Below are 16,867 nucleotides of genomic sequence, written 5' to 3' on the forward strand. Positions count from 1 at the left end.
CGGCGGAGGGTGGCAGTTCCAGTGGAACCTCGGATCATCGGCAGCGGCACGGACGAGCACCACGCGGACCCCTTCGGCAGCGCCGTCCTGCGCCGCCGGGTGCTGGACGCCTGGGCCGCCTCCCCGGCCCGGTTCCGGGAGGACGCCAACGCCGAGGAGGAGCTCGCCCTCGGCGGCTACCGTGACCGGCTGGTCGTCGAGTTGGCGCAGAACGCGGCCGACGCGGCGGCCCGCGCGGGCGGTGCCCCGGGCCGGCTGCGGCTGACCCTGGCGGACGGTGTGCTGGCCGCCGCCAACACCGGTGCGCCGCTGGACGCGGCCGCCGTCGAGTCGCTGTCCACCCTGCGCGCCTCCTCCAAGCGCGCCGACGAGCAGCCCACCGTCGGCCGGTTCGGCGTCGGCTTCGCCGCCGTCCTCGCCGTCACCGACGAGCCCGCCGTGCTGGGTGCCGCCGGCGGCGTGCGCTGGTCGCTCGGCGAGGCCCGCGCGCTGGCCGAGGCGCAGCCGGCGCTCGGCGAGGAGCTGCGCCGCCGCGACGGCCACGTGCCGCTGCTGCGGCTGCCGTTCTCGGCCGAGGGCCCGGCCCCGGCCGGGTACGACACGGTGGTCGTGCTGCCGCTGCGCGACGCCGCCGCCGAGGACCTCACCCGCCGGCTGCTGGCCGGGATCGACGACGCCCTGCTGCTCACCCTGCCCGGGCTCGCCGAGATCGTGGTGGAGACCGAGGAGGGCACCCGCACCCTCACCCGCGGCGCCGCCGAGGCGCGCCCCGACGGCGTCGCCGAGGTGACCGTCACCGACGACGCCGGCGGCCGGCTGCGGCAGACCGTCTGGCAGACCGCCGGCGCCTCCGGCACCCTGGACGCCGCGCTGCTCGCCGACCGACCCACCGAGGAGCGCGCCCGTCCGTACTGGACGGTGACCTGGGCCGTCCCGGTCGCCGCCGACGGCAGCCCGCAGCCGACCGGGATCGCCCCCGTGCTGCACGCGCCCACCCCCAGCGACGAACCGCTCGGCCTGCCCGCGCTGCTGATCGCCTCCTACCCGCTGGACTCCACCCGCCGGCACGTCGCCCCCGGCCCGCTCGCCGACTTCGTCACCGAGCGCGCCGCCGACAGCTACGCCGACCTGCTGCGCGCCCGCGGCGGCGACCTCGGCTCGCTCGGGCTCGTCCCCGGCCCGCTCGGCCAGGGCGCGCTGGACAACGCGCTGCGCGCCGGCATCCTCGCCCGGCTGCCCGGCACGCCGTTCCTGCCGCACACCGCACCGGTCGAGGAGGGCACGCCGGCGCTGCGGCCCCGGGACGCCACGGTGCTGGAGGGCGCGGACCACTCGGTCGTCGAGGCGCTGGCCCCGATCTTCCCCGGCCTGCTGCCGGCCGGCCTGGAGCGCCGCACCGAGCTGCGGGTGCTGAACGTGCGCCGGGTGCCGCTGGCCGACGTGGTCGACCAGCTCGGCGGCCTGGACCGCGAGCCCGCCTGGTGGCGCAACCTCTACGCGGCGCTCGGCGCGGCCGACCCGGAGGCGCTCGGCGCGCTGCCGGTGCCGCTCGCCGACGGCCGGACGGTCACCGGTCCGCGCCGGGTCCTGCTGCCCTCGGAGGACGCCGACTGGGCGGCCTTCCCCGGCTACCCCGAGGCGCTGGCCGGCGCGCTGGCCCTGCTCGACCTGCGGCTGGCCCACCCGGAGGCGGCGCACCCGCTGCTGGCCAAGCTCGGCGCCGGCACCGCCACCCCGGCCGGGGTGCTGGACACTCCCGAGGTGCGGGCCGCCGTGGCCCGCTCCTACGAGCTGGCCGAGGACGACCTGGACGCCGCCACCGACGTCGCCGAGTCCGTGCTCGCCCTGGTCAAGGCGGCCGCTCCGGCGGTCGGCGAGCACCCGTGGCTGGCCCGGCTGGCGCTGCTGGACGACGAGGGCGAGCCGGCCCGCGCGGGTGAGCTGATCCTGCCGGACAGCCCGTTCGCCGCACTGGCCCGGGAGGAGGACGCCGGCTGGATCGACGACGAGCTGCTGGACCGCTGGGGCCCCGAAGTCCTGACCGCCGTCGGGGTGTTGGCCGACTTCGTGCTGGTCCGCGCCGAGGACGTGGTGCTCGACCCGGACGACCTGGAGCGGCTCGACCCGACCGCCCCCGCCGACCGCGCGGCCGGCGGCCACCCCACCGGGCTGCTGGACGAGGCGCCCGACGGCCTCGCCGAGTGGGCCGAGGACGCCCTGGAGGCACTGCACGCCGACGACGCCGACCCGGTCGGCGTCCCGCCGGTCGCGGCCGAACTACTGGTCGTCCGCGACCTCGACCTGGTGGACGACGACGCGTGGCCGCAGGCGCTCGCCGCCCTCGCCCGCCCGCCGTACCGGGAGGCCGTGGTCAACCCCGTCCGCACCCTGCTGCCCGACGGCTCGTACGCGGACCTGCCGCCGTACACCGCGTGGTGGCTGCGCGACCACCCGGTGCTGGACGGCCGCGAGCCGGCCGGGCTGCGGGCGGCAGGTGCCGACCCGCTGCTGCGCGGCCTCTTCGAGGAGGCCCGGACGACGCTGGACGAGCAGTTCCTGCACGCGCTCGGGGTGCGCACCACGTTGACCGCGCTGCTGGCCGAACCGCACGGGCCGGACGAGCTGCTGGACCGGCTCACCGACCCGGCCTCCGTCGTCGGGCACCGTCAACTGCACGGCATCCACAGCGCGTTGGCCCGGGTGGCGGCGGACCGGATCGAGCCGCTGGACGTCGTCCGGGCGCTGCCGCCGCTGGACCGGGAGACCGGCCGCCGGCCCGCGCACACGGTGCTGGTGGACGCCACCGAGGCGGTCGTCGCCGACGCCCCGGACCTCGTCCAGCTGCTCCACCCGTACCCGCTGCTGCCGGTCGCCCCGGCGCTGGCCGCCGACCTCGCCGAGCGCCTGCACGTCTCGCTGGCCAGCGAGGTGGCCGGCGGCCGGGTGCTCTCCGAGGGGCAGCTGCACCGGGTGCCCGCCGTGGTCCGCGAGCTGCTGCCCGGCTGCCCGGTGGCCTACGAGGAGCACGAGGAGCTGCTGGTGGTCGGCCCGGACGGCGAGGAGGCCGCCGTGGACTGGCGGTGGGACACCGCGGCGGACGCCCCGGAGGCGCCCTACGACCCGGACGCCGCCGAAGCCGCGGACGAGGACGACGAGTTCGAGCTGCCGCCGGTGCCGGGGCTGCTGCACGCCGCGACCCCGGAGGGTCTGGCGGCCGGTCTCGCCTGGTCGGTCGGGCAGTGGCACCGCCGGTTCGAGGTGCTGGCCGCGCTCACCGAGCCGGACCGCGCCTACGAGCTCTCGGCCGCCCGGGACTTCGAGGGCTGACCGGGCTGGCGGGCCCGCGGCCGGGGCGGCGGGCCGGCGCCCGGTCGGCTCCGGCCGGGCGCGGGTGGCCCGCCCGGTGCCCGTCCCGGCCGGCGGGGCGGGAGCCGGGCCCGGGCGCCCGGGCCCCGGTCCAGCCGGTCCGGGCGGCCGCGCCCAGCCACCGGTAGAGGCCGACCGTGACGGTCAGCCAGAGCACCGCGACCACCACCGGCGCGGCCTTGCGCAGCCACGGCCCCGGTTCGATCAGCGCATCGGCGCCGACCAGGGCGAGCCCGGCCGCCCCGGCCGCCAGCATTCCCCCCAGGAAGGCGGTGAACGCCTCCAAGTCCCCACCCCTGCGCGCCATTCAGGACCCCCTTCGGGGTCAATCATCCGCCTTCCGCCGCATGATCCGCCAGGAGACCTCCAGCAGGAGTCCGGCCACCAGGGCGATGCCGACACCGATCCACGGGTCCCGGGTGCCTGAGAGCGAGAGCTGGAAGAAGTCGGACAGCCACGGCACCGTCAGCACCAGCGTGAACGCCCCGCCCATCGTCGCGATCAGCAGCAGCCGCCACCAGTTGTACGGCCGGGCGACGATCGCCAGCACCCACAACGCCACCAGGAACAGCGTCAGCGTCGCCACGCTGGTGTCGGACTTCAGGTCCGTGGCGTGGTCGGCCCGGGCCAGCGCGTACGCGGTGAAGGTGGCCGTGCCGGCGATGATCCCGCCCGGCACGGCCATCCGCAGCACCCGGCGGACGAAGCCGGTCCTGGCCCGTTCGTTGTTGGGCGCCAGCGCCAGGAAGAAGGCCGGGATCCCGATGGTGAGGGTGGAGAGCACTGTCGAGTGCCGGGGCAGGAACGGGTACGGCGAGTGGGTGAAGATCACCAGGAGGGCGAGCAGGACCGAGTAGACCGTCTTCACCAGGAAGAGCCCGGCCACCCGCTCGATGTTGCCGATCACCCGGCGGCCCTCGGCGACCACCGACGGCAGGGTGGCGAAGGAGTCGTTCAGCAGCACGATCTGCGCGACCGCCCGGGTGGCGTCGCTGCCGGTGCCCATCGCCACGCCGATGTCGGCGTCCTTGAGCGCCAGCACGTCGTTGACGCCGTCGCCGGTCATCGCCACGGTGTGCCCGCGCGACTGCAGCGCGCCGACCAGGTCGCGCTTCTGCTGCGGGGTCACCCGGCCGAAGACGCTGGTCCGGTCGGCGGTGTCGGCGAGCTCCTGCGGATCGGTCGGCAGGGTGCGGGCGTCCAGCGGGTGGTCGGCGCCGGGCAGGCCCAGGTGCGAGGCGACCGCGCCGACCGAGACGGCGGCGTCGCCGGAGATCACCTTGGCCCGGACGCGCTGCCCCTCGAAGTAGCGCAGGGTGTCGGCGGCGTCCTCGCGCAGCCGCTGCTGGAGCACCACCAGGGCGAGCGGCTGGAGGTCGGCGGCCGGGTCCGGGGAGTCCAGCGGGACGGGCGTGCGGCCGAGCAGCAGCACCCGCAGCCCCTTGGTGCCCAGTTCGTCCACCTCGGTGAGGGCCGGGTGGCCGGTGGGCAGCAGCACGTCCGGGGCGCCCAGCAGCCAGCTGGCCTCGCCGCCCTGCGGTTCCAGCAGCTGCACCCCGCTCCACTTGCGGGCGGAGGAGAAGGGCATCGCCTCGATCACCCGCCAGCCGCCGCCGTTGCCGTGCTCCGTGTCGCCCCTGCCGTACGCGTCGATGACGGCCTGCATGGAGGGGTTGGGGCGGGTGTCGGCGCCGGCCATCACCCCGAGCGCCTGCTTGACGACCTCCGGGTCGGAGAGGACCGGCCGGCCCGGCGGCGCGTCCACCCTCGGCCGGCCGTCGGCCTCCGGCCCCGGCGGCAGGGTGCGCAGCTCGACGACGTCCATGCCGCCCTCGGTGAGGGTGCCGGTCTTGTCCAGGCAGACGGTGTCCACCCGGGCCAGGCCCTCGATCGCGGGCAGCTCCTGCACCAGGCACTGCTTGCGGCCCAGCCGGACCACCCCGATCGCGAAGGCGACCGAGGTCAGCAGTACCAGGCCCTCGGGGACCATCGGCACGATGCCGGCGATCATCCGCCGGACGGCCTCCCTCCAGTCCCGTCCCTCCACCGCGAGCTGGCTGATGATCAGACCGATCGCGGTGGGGATCAGCAGCCAGGTGATGAACCGCAGGATGCTGTCGATGCCGCTGCGCAGCTCCGACTTGACCAGGGAGAACCGGCTGGCCTCCTCGGCCAGCTGCGCCGCGTAGGCCTCCCGGCCGACCTTGGTGGCGGTGAACGCGCCCGCGCCGGCCACCACGAAGCTGCCGGACATCACCTGGTCGCCCGGCTGCTTCAGGACCGAGTCGGGCTCGCCGGTGAGCAGCGATTCGTCGATCTCCAGACCGTCCGCCTCGGTGACCTCGCCGTCGACGATCACCTTGTCGCCGATGCCGAGCAGCACGGTGTCGTCCAGCACGATCTCGCCGGTGGCGATCTGCTGGACGGCGCCGTCCCGGCGGACCTGCGGTCTGGCCTCGCCGATCAGCGCGAGGCTGTCCAGGGTCTTCTTGGCGCGCATCTCCTGGATGATGCCGATCGCCGTGTTGGCCACGATGACCAGGCCGAACAGTCCGTCCTGGATCGGTCCGACGACCAGGATGATGCCGAACATCACGCCGATGATCGCGTTGAACCGGGTGAAGACGTTGGCCCGGACGATCTCCCGGGTGGAGCGGCTGGACCGCACCGGCACGTCGTTGACGTCGCCTCGGGCGACCCGTTCGGCGACCTCCGCGGTGCTCAGTCCGCCGCGCCGGCCGGGCAGCAGGCCGAGCGGGTGGGCGCCGTCGTGCCGGTCCCCGGGCGTCTCTTCGGCAGGCTGCGCAGGGTGCGTCATGGCACCGACTCTACGGGCGCCTTATGTCCGATGCGTGCTACTAAAGGACTATTCAGTCCGACTGGGTGGCCGGGTCGCCGCCGTCACCGGCGGCGGTCTGCGACGCGGCCGCGGCGGCCCGGTCGCGGGCGATGGCGTCCCGGCGGGCGCGGCAGTACCAGAGGCCGATCAGGCCGAGGCCGGCTCCGGACAGGCAGATCCACGGCCAGCTGCCGTGGCCGTGGTCGGAGAGGGTGCCCTGGAAGGGGAGCAGGACCAGGAAGGCGACGAACCACAGCACCGTGCCACCGCCGACGATGGCGACGTCGTTGGCCTCCAAGGGCGGGGGCGAGGGGTGCAGCGGGCTCTTCGGCATGAGGCCTAGCGTACGGGGCGGGGTGCGGTTGTCCGCCATCACGCGGGCCGGTCCCGGACACCTTCGGCGGGTGGCCCCGGCATCGCCGCGGCGGTCGGGGCGCGCCCGGGCCGGCGGCCACCCCGCCGTTCCTCGGGTGTGATCGTTCTACGCGCGAAGATAGCGCGTGTGCGATTTGGGAACTCATACTTGTGATTCCGGTTGGCCGCGCCATGCCCAGGACGCCTGTGTTCGTGCCCGTCCCACCGGGCCCGCCCGGCCACCACCGTCGCTCCGGGTGTCCCCCTCCTCAGCCCCCACCAGAGGACGCACGCATGCCTGTGGCCCAGCCGACCACCGAGTCGCCCGAGCCCGCCTCCAACGCGCCGAAGCCCCCCGCCGGCGCGCTGGACCGCTACTTCCGGATCTCCCAGCGCGGCTCCACCCTGCCGCGCGAGATCCGCGGTGGCATCGCCACCTTCTTCACCATGGCGTACATCCTGGTGCTCAACCCGATCATCCTGGCCAGTGCCACGGACATGACCGGCGCCCACCTGGACAGCGCTCAGCTGGTCACCGCGACCGCGCTCACCGCGGGTCTCACCACCCTGCTGATGGGCGTGATCGGCAACGTCCCGATCGGCCTCGCCGCCGGCTTGGGCGTCAACACCATCGTCGCGCTGCAGCTCGCGCCCAAGATGACCTGGCCGGACGCCATGGGCATGGTGGTGCTGGCCGGTTTCGCGATCATGATCCTGGTCGCCACCGGTCTGCGCGAGCGCGTCATGAACGCCGTCCCGCTCGGCCTGCGCAAGGCGATCGCGATCGGCATCGGCCTCTTCATCAGCCTGGTCGGCCTGGTCGACTCCGGCTTCGTCAGCCGCATCCCGGACGCCGCCCACACCACCGTCCCGCTCCAGCTCGGCGGCAACGGCCACCTGCTCGGCTGGCCGGTGCTGGTCTTCGTGCTCGGCCTGCTGCTCACCCTGGTGCTGGTGGTCCGCAAGGTGCCCGGCGCGATCCTGGTCTCCATCGTCGTGATGACCGGCCTCGCCGTGGTGATCGACAAGGTCGCCGACATCCCGGCCACGAGCTGGGGCCTCACCGTCCCCAGCTGGCCCGGCAACCCGGTGGCGGCGCCCGACTTCGGCCTGGTCGGCAAGGTCAGCCTGTTCGGCGGCTTCGAGAAGGTCGGCGTCCTCACCGGCGTCCTCTTCGTCTTCACCGTCCTGATGTCCTGCTTCTTCGACGCGATGGGCACCATCCTCGGCGTCGCCGACGAGGCCCACCTGCTGGACGCCAAGGGCGACCTGCCCGGCATCAACCGGATCCTGATGGTGGACGGCATCGCCACCGCCGCCGGCGGCGCGACCTCCTCCTCCGCCAACACCTGCTTCGTGGAGTCCACGGCCGGCGTCGGCGAGGGCGCCCGCACCGGCTTCGCCTCGATCGTGACCGGCGCCTTCTTCGTGGTCGCGCTCTTCCTCACCCCGCTCGCCACCATGGTCCCCGCCCAGGCCGCCACCCCGGCCCTGGTCACCGTCGGCTTCCTGATCCTGGCCAACTCGATCAAGGAGATCGACTGGGCCGACTACACGATCGCGATCCCGGCCTTCCTGACCATCGTGATGATGCCGTTCACGTACTCCATCACCAACGGCATCGGCTTCGGCTTCATCGCCTTCTGCGTCCTGCGGCTCGCCGCCGGGCGCGGCCGCGAGGTGCCGATCGCGATGTACGCGGTCTCGGCCGTCTTCGCCTTCTACTACCTGATGCCGGCCCTCGGCCTGCTCTGAGCCGTGGTGCCCGCCGGGCCCCTCCCCGCTTCGTGCGGGGAGGGGCCCGGTGCGTTCGCGGGGGCCGGTGCACTCCCTAGTGGACGCAGAACTCGTTGCCCTCCGGGTCCTGCATGACCGTCCAGGAGCCGCCGGGCTCGTCGACCGCGCGCAGGACGGTGGCGCCGAGGGCCTCCAGCCGTTCCACGGTGGCGTCGCGGGCGTCGGGGCCGGGGTGGAGGTCGAGGTGGAGGCGGTTCTTGGCGGTCTTCGCCTCGGGGACCTGCTGGAAGAGCAGGCGGCGGCCGAGGCCGGTGCCGCTGACCGGGTCGAAGGGCTCGTCGGGGTGGCGGACGCCGGCCAGGGTGCGCCAGGCGGCGCGGCCGTCGGTCTCCGTGACGAGGTCGGGGGTCACGGCGCCGGCCGCGAGCAGGCGGGCGATCAGGGCGCTGTGGTCCTCGACGGTGTAGTCGAGGGCGGCGGCCCAGAAGGCGGCCTGGCGGTGGGGGTCGGCACAGTCGATGACGAGCTTCCAGTGCAGAGGCATGTAACCCGTTATATCGGTTACCTGACGTGCGATCAATGACCGACCTGACGGACCTGCCAAAAATGGCACTGTGTAGGGCAGTTGGCGGTGGGCATACTGCCTGGACGGGAGACGGGGAGGGGGCTCTACCGATGGTGCAACAGGATCCGCCCGGGGGAGACGAGGCGAGGCTGCTGCCGGAGCTGTTCCGGACGGCGGACCAGGCCTCGCTGGACGGTCAGCGCGAGACACTGCGCTGGTACCGGGGGCTGATCGGGATGCTCGTGATCGCCGCGGTGGTCGGCTCGCTGCCGGGGCCCGAGCACCGGGGGGACAGCGACATCACGCCGCTCTTCTCGGTGGTGGCGTTCCTGGTGGCCGGCTACTTCTGGTCACGGCTGCGCCGCAGCAACCCGCAGGGGCGGTGGTACGAGGCCCGGGCGGCGGCCGAGTCGGTCAAGACGCTCGCCTGGAAGTACTCGATGCGGGCCCGGCCGTTCGACGGCGAGGCGGAGTCGGCGGAGGTGGACCGCGGCTACCTGCTCCAGATGGAGGACGTGCTGCACGCCTTCGAGGACCCGGAGATCGTGCCGCCGGACACCACCGTGGAGATCACCCCGGAGATGCGCCGGGTGCGCGCCGAGAGCCTGGTCGCGCGGCGGACGTTCTACCTGCGCACCCGGGTCGAGGGGCAGCGCACCTGGTACCGCTCGCGGGCCGAGGCGTGCGAGACGCAGGCGGTCTCCTGGGGGCTGGGGATCGCCGCCCTCATCATCATCGGGGCGGCGGCGGCGATCGCGCAGGCGGTCGGCGCGCTGCCGGTGCACGTCTTCGGGGCCAGCTCGGCAGCGGCCGCCGCGGTGATCGCCTGGACCCAGCTGAAGCAGCTGCGCCCGCTGGCCGCCGCTTACCAGCTGGCCGCGCGCGAGCTGGAGAACGTCGGGAACCAGCTCTCCGACCTCGATCTGAAGGCCCCGGACGCCGAGGCCCGCTGGGCCCGGCTGGCCGCCGAGGCGGAGGACGCCGTCTCGCGCGAGCACACCACCTGGCGGGCCCGGCGCGCCTTCCCCCGGTGAGCGGCCGACCCGGTGTGGAATCGGGAGGTCGTGAGGAGATCGGGCGAAATGTACGGGGTGCTGTCGGCACAGGTGTGCGAGGTGGGTGAGGGTCGGCCGGAGAAGCGCCGTCCGTAATCGTTACGTGTCCATGCCCTGGTTTCATCGCCTCCGCGCACGACGTCAGTCACTGCCCGGAGGCCCCCTTTGCGCGTTCTTCTGATCGCCACCGCGTTCAACAGCCTGACCCAGCGCGTCCACACCGAACTCCGCGAGCGCGGTCACGAGGTGGCCGTACAGCTCGCGCTCGGCGACGAGCCGGTCCGGGCCGCCGTGGCCCGGACCGACCCCGAGCTGATCATCTGCCCGATGCTCACCAAGGCGATCCCGGAGGACGTCTGGTCGACCCGGACCGTCCTGATCGTGCACCCCGGCCCGAAGGGCGACCGGGGTCCCTCCTCGCTCGACTGGGCGATCACCGAAGGCGCCGAACGCTGGGGGGTGACCGTCCTCCAGGCGGTGGAGGAGATGGACGCCGGGGACATCTGGGCGTCCGTGGACTTCCCGGTGCGGGCCTGCGGCAAGAGCGAGCTGTACCGGGGCGAGGTCGCGGACGCCGCCGTGGAGGCGGTGCTGCTCGCGGTGAGCCGCTTCGAGGGCGGGCTGTTCACGCCCGAACCGCTCGACTACGACCGGCCGGACGTGGGCGGCCGGCTGCGGCCCTTCCTCAAGCAGGAGGCCCGCCGGATCGACTGGGAGGCCGACGACACCGCCACCGTGCTGCGCAAGCTGCGCGCGGGCGACTCCCAGCCGGGCGTGCTCGACGAGCTGTACGGGCGCGAGTACTTCCTGCACGGCGGCCACCCCGAGGACGAGCTGCGCGGCGCCCGGCCCGGCGCGGTGATCGCCCAACGGGACGGCGCGATCTGCCGGGCCACCACGGACGGCGCGGTCTGGATCCCGCAGCTGCGCCCGCGGCGGACGCCCGGCGGGCCGGCCACCTTCAAGCTGCCGGCCGCGACGGTGCTCGCCGACCACCTCCACCGGGTCCGCGAGGTGCCGGTCACCCCGGCCTCGGCGGCCGGCCGGGACACCTGGTCGGAGATCCGCTACCACGAGCGGGAGGACGTCGGTTTCCTCGAATTCTCCTTCGCCGGCGGGGCGATGAGCACCGAGCAGTGCCGCCGGCTGCTGGCCGCCTACCGGGAGGCGGCCGACCGGCCGACCTCGGTGCTGGTGCTCGGCGCGGCCCGGGACTTCTTCTCCAACGGCATCCACCTCAACGTGATCGAGGGGGCGTCGTTCCCGGCGCTGGAGTCCTGGGAGAACATCAACGCGATGGACGACCTGGTCGAGGCCGTGCTGACCACCACCGACAAGCTCACCGTCGCGGCGCTGGCCGGGAACGCGGCCGCCGGCGGCCTGATGCTGGCGATCGCCGCCGACGAGGTCTGGTGCCGCGAGTCGGCCGTGCTCAACCCGCACTACCGGCTGATGGGCCTCTACGGGTCCGAGTACTGGACGTACACGCTGCCCCGGCGGGTCGGCGCCGAGCAGGCGGAGCAGCTGACCACGCAGACGCTGCCGGTGGGCGCGGCCCGGGCCGAGCGGCTCGGCCTGGTGGACCGGAGGGCGGGCGGCGGCGCGGCCGAGTTCCGGGGCTGGGTCGAGCGGGAGGCGGCCGCGCTGGCCGGCTCGCCGGAGCTGACCGGCCGGCTGGTGGAGAAGAAGCGCCGCCGGGCCGAGGACGAGGAGGCGCGGCCGCTGGCCGACCACCGGACGGAGGAGCTGCGGCGGATGCACCGCAACTTCTACCGGGAGGGCGAGCCCTACCACCGGCTGCGGCGCGACTTCGTGCACAAGGTCTGCCCGGTGGCGACGCCGGAGCACCTGACGGGACTGCTCGGCCGACCGGAGTAGCGGGCGGCCGCGGTGCGACCGGCCGGAACGAGGACGGTCCGGTGGGGGCGTCGCGCCGGGGCCGGCGCCCCCACCGGACCGGGCGCTCAGCGCCCGCGGCCGGCCAGCGGGGCGGCCCGGCCGATCAGCACCGGCTGCGCGTTGAGGGTGCCCCGGCTCGGCGAGACCGCGAAGGCCAGCGAGCCGAAGAAGATGTAGCAGCCCAGCCCGACCACCAGCGGGAAGATGAACTGGAGCGCCATCACACCGCCCTGGGTGCCCTGTTCGGCGTCGAGCCGGACGGAGACCGCCGCCATCCCGGTGTAGTGCATGGCGCACACCGCGACGCCCATCACCGGGGCGGCGGCCAGGACGGCGACGGTGCCCTTGATGTTCAGCGCGGCCCAGAGCGCTGCCGTCGCCGCGAAGATCGCGATGGCGACCGAGAGCCCCACCGTGGTGTGGTCGTAGCCGAGGTGGCCGGGCAGGACCATCGCGGCCATGCCGAGGTAGTGCATCGCGGCCACCCCGAGGCCGGTGGTGAGACCGCCCGCGAGCAGCGCGGTGCGGGGGTGGCGGCTGTAGCCGACGGTGAAGATGCCGAGCCCGACCACCGCGATCGCGACGAGCAGGCTGAGCACGGTCAGGCCCGGGCGGTAGGTGATCTCGGCCCCGGTGACGGAGAAGCCGAGCATCGCGATGAAGTGCATCGACCAGATGCCCGCGCCGAGCGACGTCGACGCGAACAGCAGCCAGTACGTCCGGGTGCGGCCCGACGAGACCAGGGCCCAGCGGGCGCTGCGCAGGGCGACGAAGGCGCCCAGACAGGCGACGAAGTACGAAACCGCCGGCGTCACCCAGCCGAGGTCGGCATGGTGGATCTCACCCACGAGGAACTCCTGGACGGATTGGGGGAGGACGGACGCCAGGATCGGGCGGACTCGTCGGCCGGGAACGGCCGGTCATGGATGGCGGCAGTGCCGGGACGCGGCACGTGCGGCGTCGTGGTCCTGCCCGGGGGAAGCCTGGCGTGTGGTGCCCCTGACAACGGGGGACAGTAACCACTACCGGTGAGTCGCACAATGTTCGATCATTTGGTGAAATCGCAGGTCAGAGCCGTCCTTCACGCGATCGGCAAGATCTCGCCACCAAGCCCTGACGCCGCCTGCGCACGCACACGGGCCCTGCGCATGTGCCGTCCGGGCCCGCCGCGGCGCCGGCGTCCGGCCGCCGGGGCGCGGTCACTCCAGGGGAGCTAGGCCGAACGGGTGGCCGGCCGGGTCGATCAGCACCCTGAGCGTGCGGCCGTGCTGGAACTGCGGCTCGGTGGCGCCGAGCGCGAGTGCCCGGGCGGTGGCCTCCTCCAGGTCGTCGACGTAGAAGTCCAGGTGGAAGTGCTTGCTGCCGTCGGGTTCGGTCCACGGCTCCTGGCGGTACCCGGCGACCCGTCCGAACCCGAGCGGGCTGCCGCCCTCGGGGTTGTCCAGGATGGCGAAGCGCTCGTCCACGTGCCTGGTCTCCCACCCGAGCAGCTCACCGTAGAAGGCGGCCAGCGCGACCGGGTCGGCGCAGTCGATGGTGACCATGGCGAGGCGGGCGAAGCCGGTGTCGTTCTGCTCGGCCTGCTCAGCGGCGACGTCGGTCATTTCTGGTCGGCCCTTCTACTGAGGGGTGGTGCCGGGGCCCGCGTGGATCGGGCCCCAGAACCAGCATCGCACCGGGAGTCACGGAGGGCGCGGCCGGTGGTGCGGGGGGCTCGTGTCCGGCGCCGTGCGCCGTGGAGCCGGGTGGATCGCTACAGAATCAGGACGTTTCCGCCACTGTCGGTGGGATGCGGGATGTATAAACTTTCGACGATATCGAAGGATTGTTGTTAACCGGGGGGTTCTCCAATGGCGATCGAGCTGCCGAGCGAGGTAGCGACGCTCCTGGACTTCATCGGCATCCACTGGCCCTCGGTCAACGAGGACAAGGTCCGTGAATTCGGCGAGCACGTCAAGGAGTTCGCGAAGGGCCTCGAAGACCTGCACGCGGACTCGACGGCGACGGTCCATCAGCTCGGCGGGGCGTACGAGGGGGCGTCCTACGAGGCGCTCATCGCCAAGTGGGCGCTGATGTCCGACAAGCACTTCAACGAGGTCGTCCAGGCGGCCCACGTGGTGGCGAAGGCGCTGGACACCGCCGCCGACGTGATCGTGGCGATGAAGCTGGAGGCGCTCGGCGAGCTCATCGTGCTGGCCGCCTCCTTCGTCGCCGCCCAGGCCGCCGCGGTGGCGACCTTCGGCCTGGCGGAGGCCGGGGTGATCGCGATCCAGCAGGCCGGGCGCAAGCTGATGTCCTACCTGGCGCACCAGTTGGAGGACCACATCGTCTCCGAGGTGATCGAGGCGGCGATCACCCCGCTGGTGGAGATCGTCTCCGGGGCGGTGGCCGGGTTGGTGTTCGAGGCCGCCGAGGCCGCGCTGAGCGGCGGTGGCGGGTCGGGGGGAACCCAGTTCAAGATCAACCCTGACGCGGTGGAGGCGCACGCCAAGGCCCTGCACGAACAGGCCGAGAAGGTGGCCCAGCACGCGCAGGTCTTCAGCAGCCGGGTCGCGGGGGTGAGTTTCGCGTGACGGACCCGATCGTCAAGGCCCTGGAGAAGGGCGCCCAGAAGCTCGGCAAGGCGCTCGCCGACGACATGGGCAAGGCCGCCAAGAAGATGTACAAGCAGGCCGGCGACAACCTGTCGAAGGCCGCCAAGCACCACAAGGACAACGACTCCGGCAACGCCCACACCTTCGACGAGAAGAACAAGGACAAGGCCGCGCCGCCGCCGAAGGCGGGCAGCAGCGGCGGCGACGGGCCGAAGACGCCGCCCCGGAAGTACTACGTCCACGACGACGGCCGGGTCCAGGAGATCAAGGACGGCAAGTTCGTCGACGTCGACGGGAGCGACAAGTCCCTGAAGACCCTGCTGGACGGGGCTTCGGAGAAGGTCAAGGACCCCTCCCCGGACGACCTCAAGGACAAGTACCACGCGAAGAAGTACAAGAAGTCCGACAAGGACGAGGACGGGAACCCCAAGAAGGACGAGAAGGTCCCGAGCAGCCGGATCGACGCTCCGACCCCGCTCTCCCGGGCCGTCGAGGAGGCCCGCCGGGCCCAGGGCGACTACGGCGGCAAGAACTACGCGGCGCTCCGGTACAAGCACCCGGACGGCGACGAGATCATCCTGGTCGGCCGCAGCGGTGACCGGAGCCACTCCGAACGGTCCATCGGCAAACCGCTGCTCGGCGGCCGGGAGGACCACGTCTCCGAGTTGTACACCGAGCGGGCCCCCTGTCAGGCCAACGAGAACTGCGAGCGCTGGCTCGGCCGGCACTTCCAGCCCAAGAACCCCGACCTCGACGTGAACTACGGCGTGGAGTACGACAGCAAGGTCCCCACGAAGAACCGGGACTGGGGCCACCGGGCGTACCTGGACCAGCTCCACCAGGATCACACCGCGGGCCAGCATGGTGGCACGATGGGCACGAAGGACTTCGACGCGCAGGGGCAGCAGGACAAGGCGGCCCACGAGACGAAGCACGTGGCGAAGAAGGCGAAGCATGGACAGTAGGGCAGTTGGCGGGCGGACCGAGAGGACGGATGACCGGTGCTGGTAGGGATCGACTGGCCCCGGGTCGTCGCCGAGGCCGCGCCCGGCGACCTGTTGAGGTTCAAGCCCGACGAGGCGGCCCGGATCTGGCCGGACGGGGACGGCGCCCGCTTCGTGACGGAGATCGGGGTGCCGTTCTCCAACGGGCTGTTCCGGTTGCTGGAGGAGCTCGCGGACCGGCGGCCCGAGAACCCGGACTGGGCGTTCGCCCGGCCGCTGACCGATTCGCTGGTGGAGACCGAGCACGGCACGCTGCGCCAGTTGGGCGAGTTGTCCAGCGCGTTCGTGTTCGTCAACCTCGACGACGGGACGATCTGGGTCTGCGACCCGGACGCCGACGAGGAGTACCAGCTGATCCACCGTGACATCTCCTCGCTGGCGTACCTGGTGTACAAGATCGCCATCGAGCGGCCGCGGCCCGAGGAACGGCCGACGCCGTACGACTGGGCCGATGCCGAGGAGTACATCCGGGAGGGCATGGGCCGCTGGGACGATCTGCCGTTCGGCAGCGAGGCGGAGTTCTGGAACTCCTTCCTCGACTTCTACCAGACGACGTGAGAGGGCCGGTGCGGACATGGACGACGAGCTGACGGCGGCGCTTACGGCGCACTTCGGGCCGCGGGGGCTGCGCAGCCTGTCGGTCGCGCCCGCCGGGCCGCTGCGCGACCCCGGACTGCCGCTCCAGGTGGGGCCGTACTTCCGGGCCGCCGAGGAGTCCGATCCGCTGTCGCTGGGTGAGTACGCGGCCGGGGCCGGGCTGGAGGCCGGAGCGTCGGCCGCCCAACTGCGGATCGGCACCGACGGCGGGGCCGAGCTGTTCTTCGCCCCGGACCGGTCCGTCCGCGCGCTGCTGCTGGGGTCCGAGCCGGCGGAGCTGCCGGTCGCCTCGACGGTGGAGGCGTTCGCGGCCGGGCTGCTGCTGCTGGACCGGTACCTGCCGGCGGTCGCCGCGTCCGACCGGCCGGAGGCGGCCTTCGCCGCCTACCGGGAGCTGCGCCAGGGGCTGCTGGCGGCCGACCCGGCCGCCTTCGAGGACCGCGAGGGCTGGTGGCCGCGGGTGCTGGACGACCTGCGGCGCCCGCTGAACGTCGACTCCTCGGCGGCCTTCGAGGTGGCCGACGAGCAGGGCGGGACGCGGATCGAGACGGCCATCGGCGGCCCCGGCCTGCTGCACCCCGAGGAGGTGCTCTGGCACCGCCTGCGGGCGGAGGGCGTGGAGCCCGAGCAGGTGGTGCGGGTCTACTGCGAGCTGGAGCCGTGCATGATGCCCGGGCACTACTGCGCGCGCTGGATGGCGGCGGAGTTCCCGCAGGCGGAGTTCACCCACGGCTTCGACTACGGGGAGACGGCCGAGTCGCGCGAGAGCGGGATCAAGGCACTGATGATCAGCCTGGCCGAGCGGCAGGGCTGAGCGGTCGGGCCGCGCGGGGAGGCCCGAGCGGTCGGGCCGCGGT

Annotated in this window: 14 protein-coding genes; 8 read left to right on the forward strand and 6 right to left on the reverse strand. The window is 73.3% G+C overall.

Annotation, left to right across the window (positions count from 1 at the left end; genetic code table 11):
* The first annotated feature begins 21 nt into the window (after window positions 1-21).
* Window positions 22-3,327, forward strand: a complete 3,306-nt coding sequence (locus OG618_RS21595; protein WP_329489177.1) for a sacsin N-terminal ATP-binding-like domain-containing protein — start codon at window positions 22-24, stop codon at window positions 3,325-3,327.
* On the opposite strand, the gene OG618_RS21600 is transcribed toward OG618_RS21595, so the two are convergent.
* Genes OG618_RS21600 through OG618_RS21610 form a run of 3 tightly spaced genes read right to left on the reverse strand, consistent with a single transcriptional unit; the run spans window position 3,272 to window position 6,539 of the window.
* The gene (locus OG618_RS21600; RefSeq protein WP_329489178.1) at window positions 3,272-3,673 is read right to left on the reverse strand and encodes a hypothetical protein; all 402 of its coding nucleotides are present in this window, start codon (window positions 3,671-3,673) and stop codon (window positions 3,272-3,274) included. The two genes, OG618_RS21595 and OG618_RS21600, sit on opposite strands and share 56 nt — an antisense overlap.
* Window positions 3,674-3,691: 18 nt before the next feature.
* A complete protein-coding gene (locus OG618_RS21605; RefSeq protein ID WP_329489179.1) occupies window positions 3,692-6,184 on the reverse strand; it encodes an HAD-IC family P-type ATPase in 2,493 nt (830 codons plus the stop codon).
* A gap of 52 nt (window positions 6,185-6,236) precedes the next feature.
* The gene (locus OG618_RS21610) at window positions 6,237-6,539 is read right to left on the reverse strand and encodes a DUF2530 domain-containing protein (protein WP_329489180.1); all 303 of its coding nucleotides are present in this window, start codon (window positions 6,537-6,539) and stop codon (window positions 6,237-6,239) included.
* Window positions 6,540-6,853: 314 nt separating this feature from the next.
* Here OG618_RS21610 and OG618_RS21615 point away from each other — a divergent pair, with 314 nt between their 5' ends.
* Window positions 6,854-8,314: an NCS2 family permease gene (locus OG618_RS21615; protein WP_329489181.1), complete on the forward strand. Its 1,461-nt coding sequence runs from the start codon at window positions 6,854-6,856 to the stop codon at window positions 8,312-8,314.
* Window positions 8,315-8,390: 76 nt separating this feature from the next.
* Here OG618_RS21615 and OG618_RS21620 read toward each other — a convergent pair whose 3' ends face one another.
* On the reverse strand, window positions 8,391-8,840 hold the full coding sequence (locus OG618_RS21620; RefSeq protein ID WP_329489182.1) for a VOC family protein: 450 nt from the start codon (window positions 8,838-8,840) through the stop codon (window positions 8,391-8,393).
* A 131-nt stretch (window positions 8,841-8,971) separates the two neighbouring features.
* On the opposite strand from OG618_RS21620, the gene OG618_RS21625 reads away from it, so the two are divergent.
* Window positions 8,972-9,895 (forward strand): DUF4231 domain-containing protein, encoded by a 924-nt coding sequence (locus OG618_RS21625; RefSeq protein ID WP_329489183.1) that lies wholly within the window; start codon window positions 8,972-8,974, stop codon window positions 9,893-9,895.
* Between the two features lie 186 nt (window positions 9,896-10,081).
* On the forward strand, window positions 10,082-11,794 hold the full coding sequence (locus OG618_RS21630; RefSeq protein WP_329489184.1) for a hydrogenase maturation protein: 1,713 nt from the start codon (window positions 10,082-10,084) through the stop codon (window positions 11,792-11,794).
* 86 nt (window positions 11,795-11,880) lie between these two features.
* Here the strand turns inward: OG618_RS21630 and OG618_RS21635 are convergent, their stop codons facing one another.
* Both OG618_RS21635 and OG618_RS21640 read right to left on the reverse strand, forming a co-directional pair.
* The gene (locus tag OG618_RS21635) at window positions 11,881-12,663 is read right to left on the reverse strand and encodes an MHYT domain-containing protein (RefSeq protein ID WP_329489185.1); all 783 of its coding nucleotides are present in this window, start codon (window positions 12,661-12,663) and stop codon (window positions 11,881-11,883) included.
* Between the two features lie 351 nt (window positions 12,664-13,014).
* Window positions 13,015-13,419 (reverse strand): VOC family protein, encoded by a 405-nt coding sequence (locus tag OG618_RS21640; protein ID WP_329489186.1) that lies wholly within the window; start codon window positions 13,417-13,419, stop codon window positions 13,015-13,017.
* Window positions 13,420-13,665: 246 nt separating this feature from the next.
* On the opposite strand from OG618_RS21640, the gene OG618_RS21645 reads away from it, so the two are divergent.
* The 4 genes from OG618_RS21645 to OG618_RS21660 are packed head-to-tail and all read left to right on the forward strand — an operon-like array spanning window position 13,666 to window position 16,824.
* Window positions 13,666-14,388 (forward strand): WXG100-like domain-containing protein, encoded by a 723-nt coding sequence (locus tag OG618_RS21645; protein WP_329489187.1) that lies wholly within the window; start codon window positions 13,666-13,668, stop codon window positions 14,386-14,388.
* On the forward strand, window positions 14,385-15,374 hold the full coding sequence (locus tag OG618_RS21650) for a nucleic acid/nucleotide deaminase domain-containing protein (RefSeq protein WP_329489188.1): 990 nt from the start codon (window positions 14,385-14,387) through the stop codon (window positions 15,372-15,374). The genes OG618_RS21645 and OG618_RS21650 overlap by 4 nt, the downstream gene beginning before the upstream one ends.
* A 36-nt stretch (window positions 15,375-15,410) precedes the next feature.
* The gene (locus tag OG618_RS21655) at window positions 15,411-15,971 is read left to right on the forward strand and encodes an SUKH-4 family immunity protein (RefSeq protein WP_329489189.1); all 561 of its coding nucleotides are present in this window, start codon (window positions 15,411-15,413) and stop codon (window positions 15,969-15,971) included.
* Between the two features lie 16 nt (window positions 15,972-15,987).
* On the forward strand, window positions 15,988-16,824 hold the full coding sequence (locus OG618_RS21660; RefSeq protein ID WP_329489190.1) for a nucleic acid/nucleotide deaminase domain-containing protein: 837 nt from the start codon (window positions 15,988-15,990) through the stop codon (window positions 16,822-16,824).
* The last annotated feature ends 43 nt before the right edge of the window (window positions 16,825-16,867 follow it).

Origin of the sequence: Kitasatospora sp. NBC_01246 (assembly GCF_036226505.1) — a bacterium.
Lineage (GTDB): Bacteria > Actinomycetota > Actinomycetes > Streptomycetales > Streptomycetaceae > Kitasatospora.

Coding starts and splice junctions, on each gene's coding strand:
- OG618_RS21600 (WP_329489178.1), bottom strand. CDS start 3,673: ATGGCGCGCAGGGGTGGGGACTTGGAGGCGTTCACCGCCTTCCTGGGG.
- OG618_RS21605 (WP_329489179.1), bottom strand. CDS start 6,184: ATGACGCACCCTGCGCAGCCTGCCGAAGAGACGCCCGGGGACCGGCAC.
- OG618_RS21610 (WP_329489180.1), bottom strand. CDS start 6,539: ATGCCGAAGAGCCCGCTGCACCCCTCGCCCCCGCCCTTGGAGGCCAAC.
- OG618_RS21615 (WP_329489181.1), top strand. CDS start 6,854: ATGCCTGTGGCCCAGCCGACCACCGAGTCGCCCGAGCCCGCCTCCAAC.
- OG618_RS21620 (WP_329489182.1), bottom strand. CDS start 8,840: ATGCCTCTGCACTGGAAGCTCGTCATCGACTGTGCCGACCCCCACCGC.
- OG618_RS21625 (WP_329489183.1), top strand. CDS start 8,972: ATGGTGCAACAGGATCCGCCCGGGGGAGACGAGGCGAGGCTGCTGCCG.
- OG618_RS21640 (WP_329489186.1), bottom strand. CDS start 13,419: ATGACCGACGTCGCCGCTGAGCAGGCCGAGCAGAACGACACCGGCTTC.
- OG618_RS21645 (WP_329489187.1), top strand. CDS start 13,666: ATGGCGATCGAGCTGCCGAGCGAGGTAGCGACGCTCCTGGACTTCATC.
- OG618_RS21660 (WP_329489190.1), top strand. CDS start 15,988: ATGGACGACGAGCTGACGGCGGCGCTTACGGCGCACTTCGGGCCGCGG.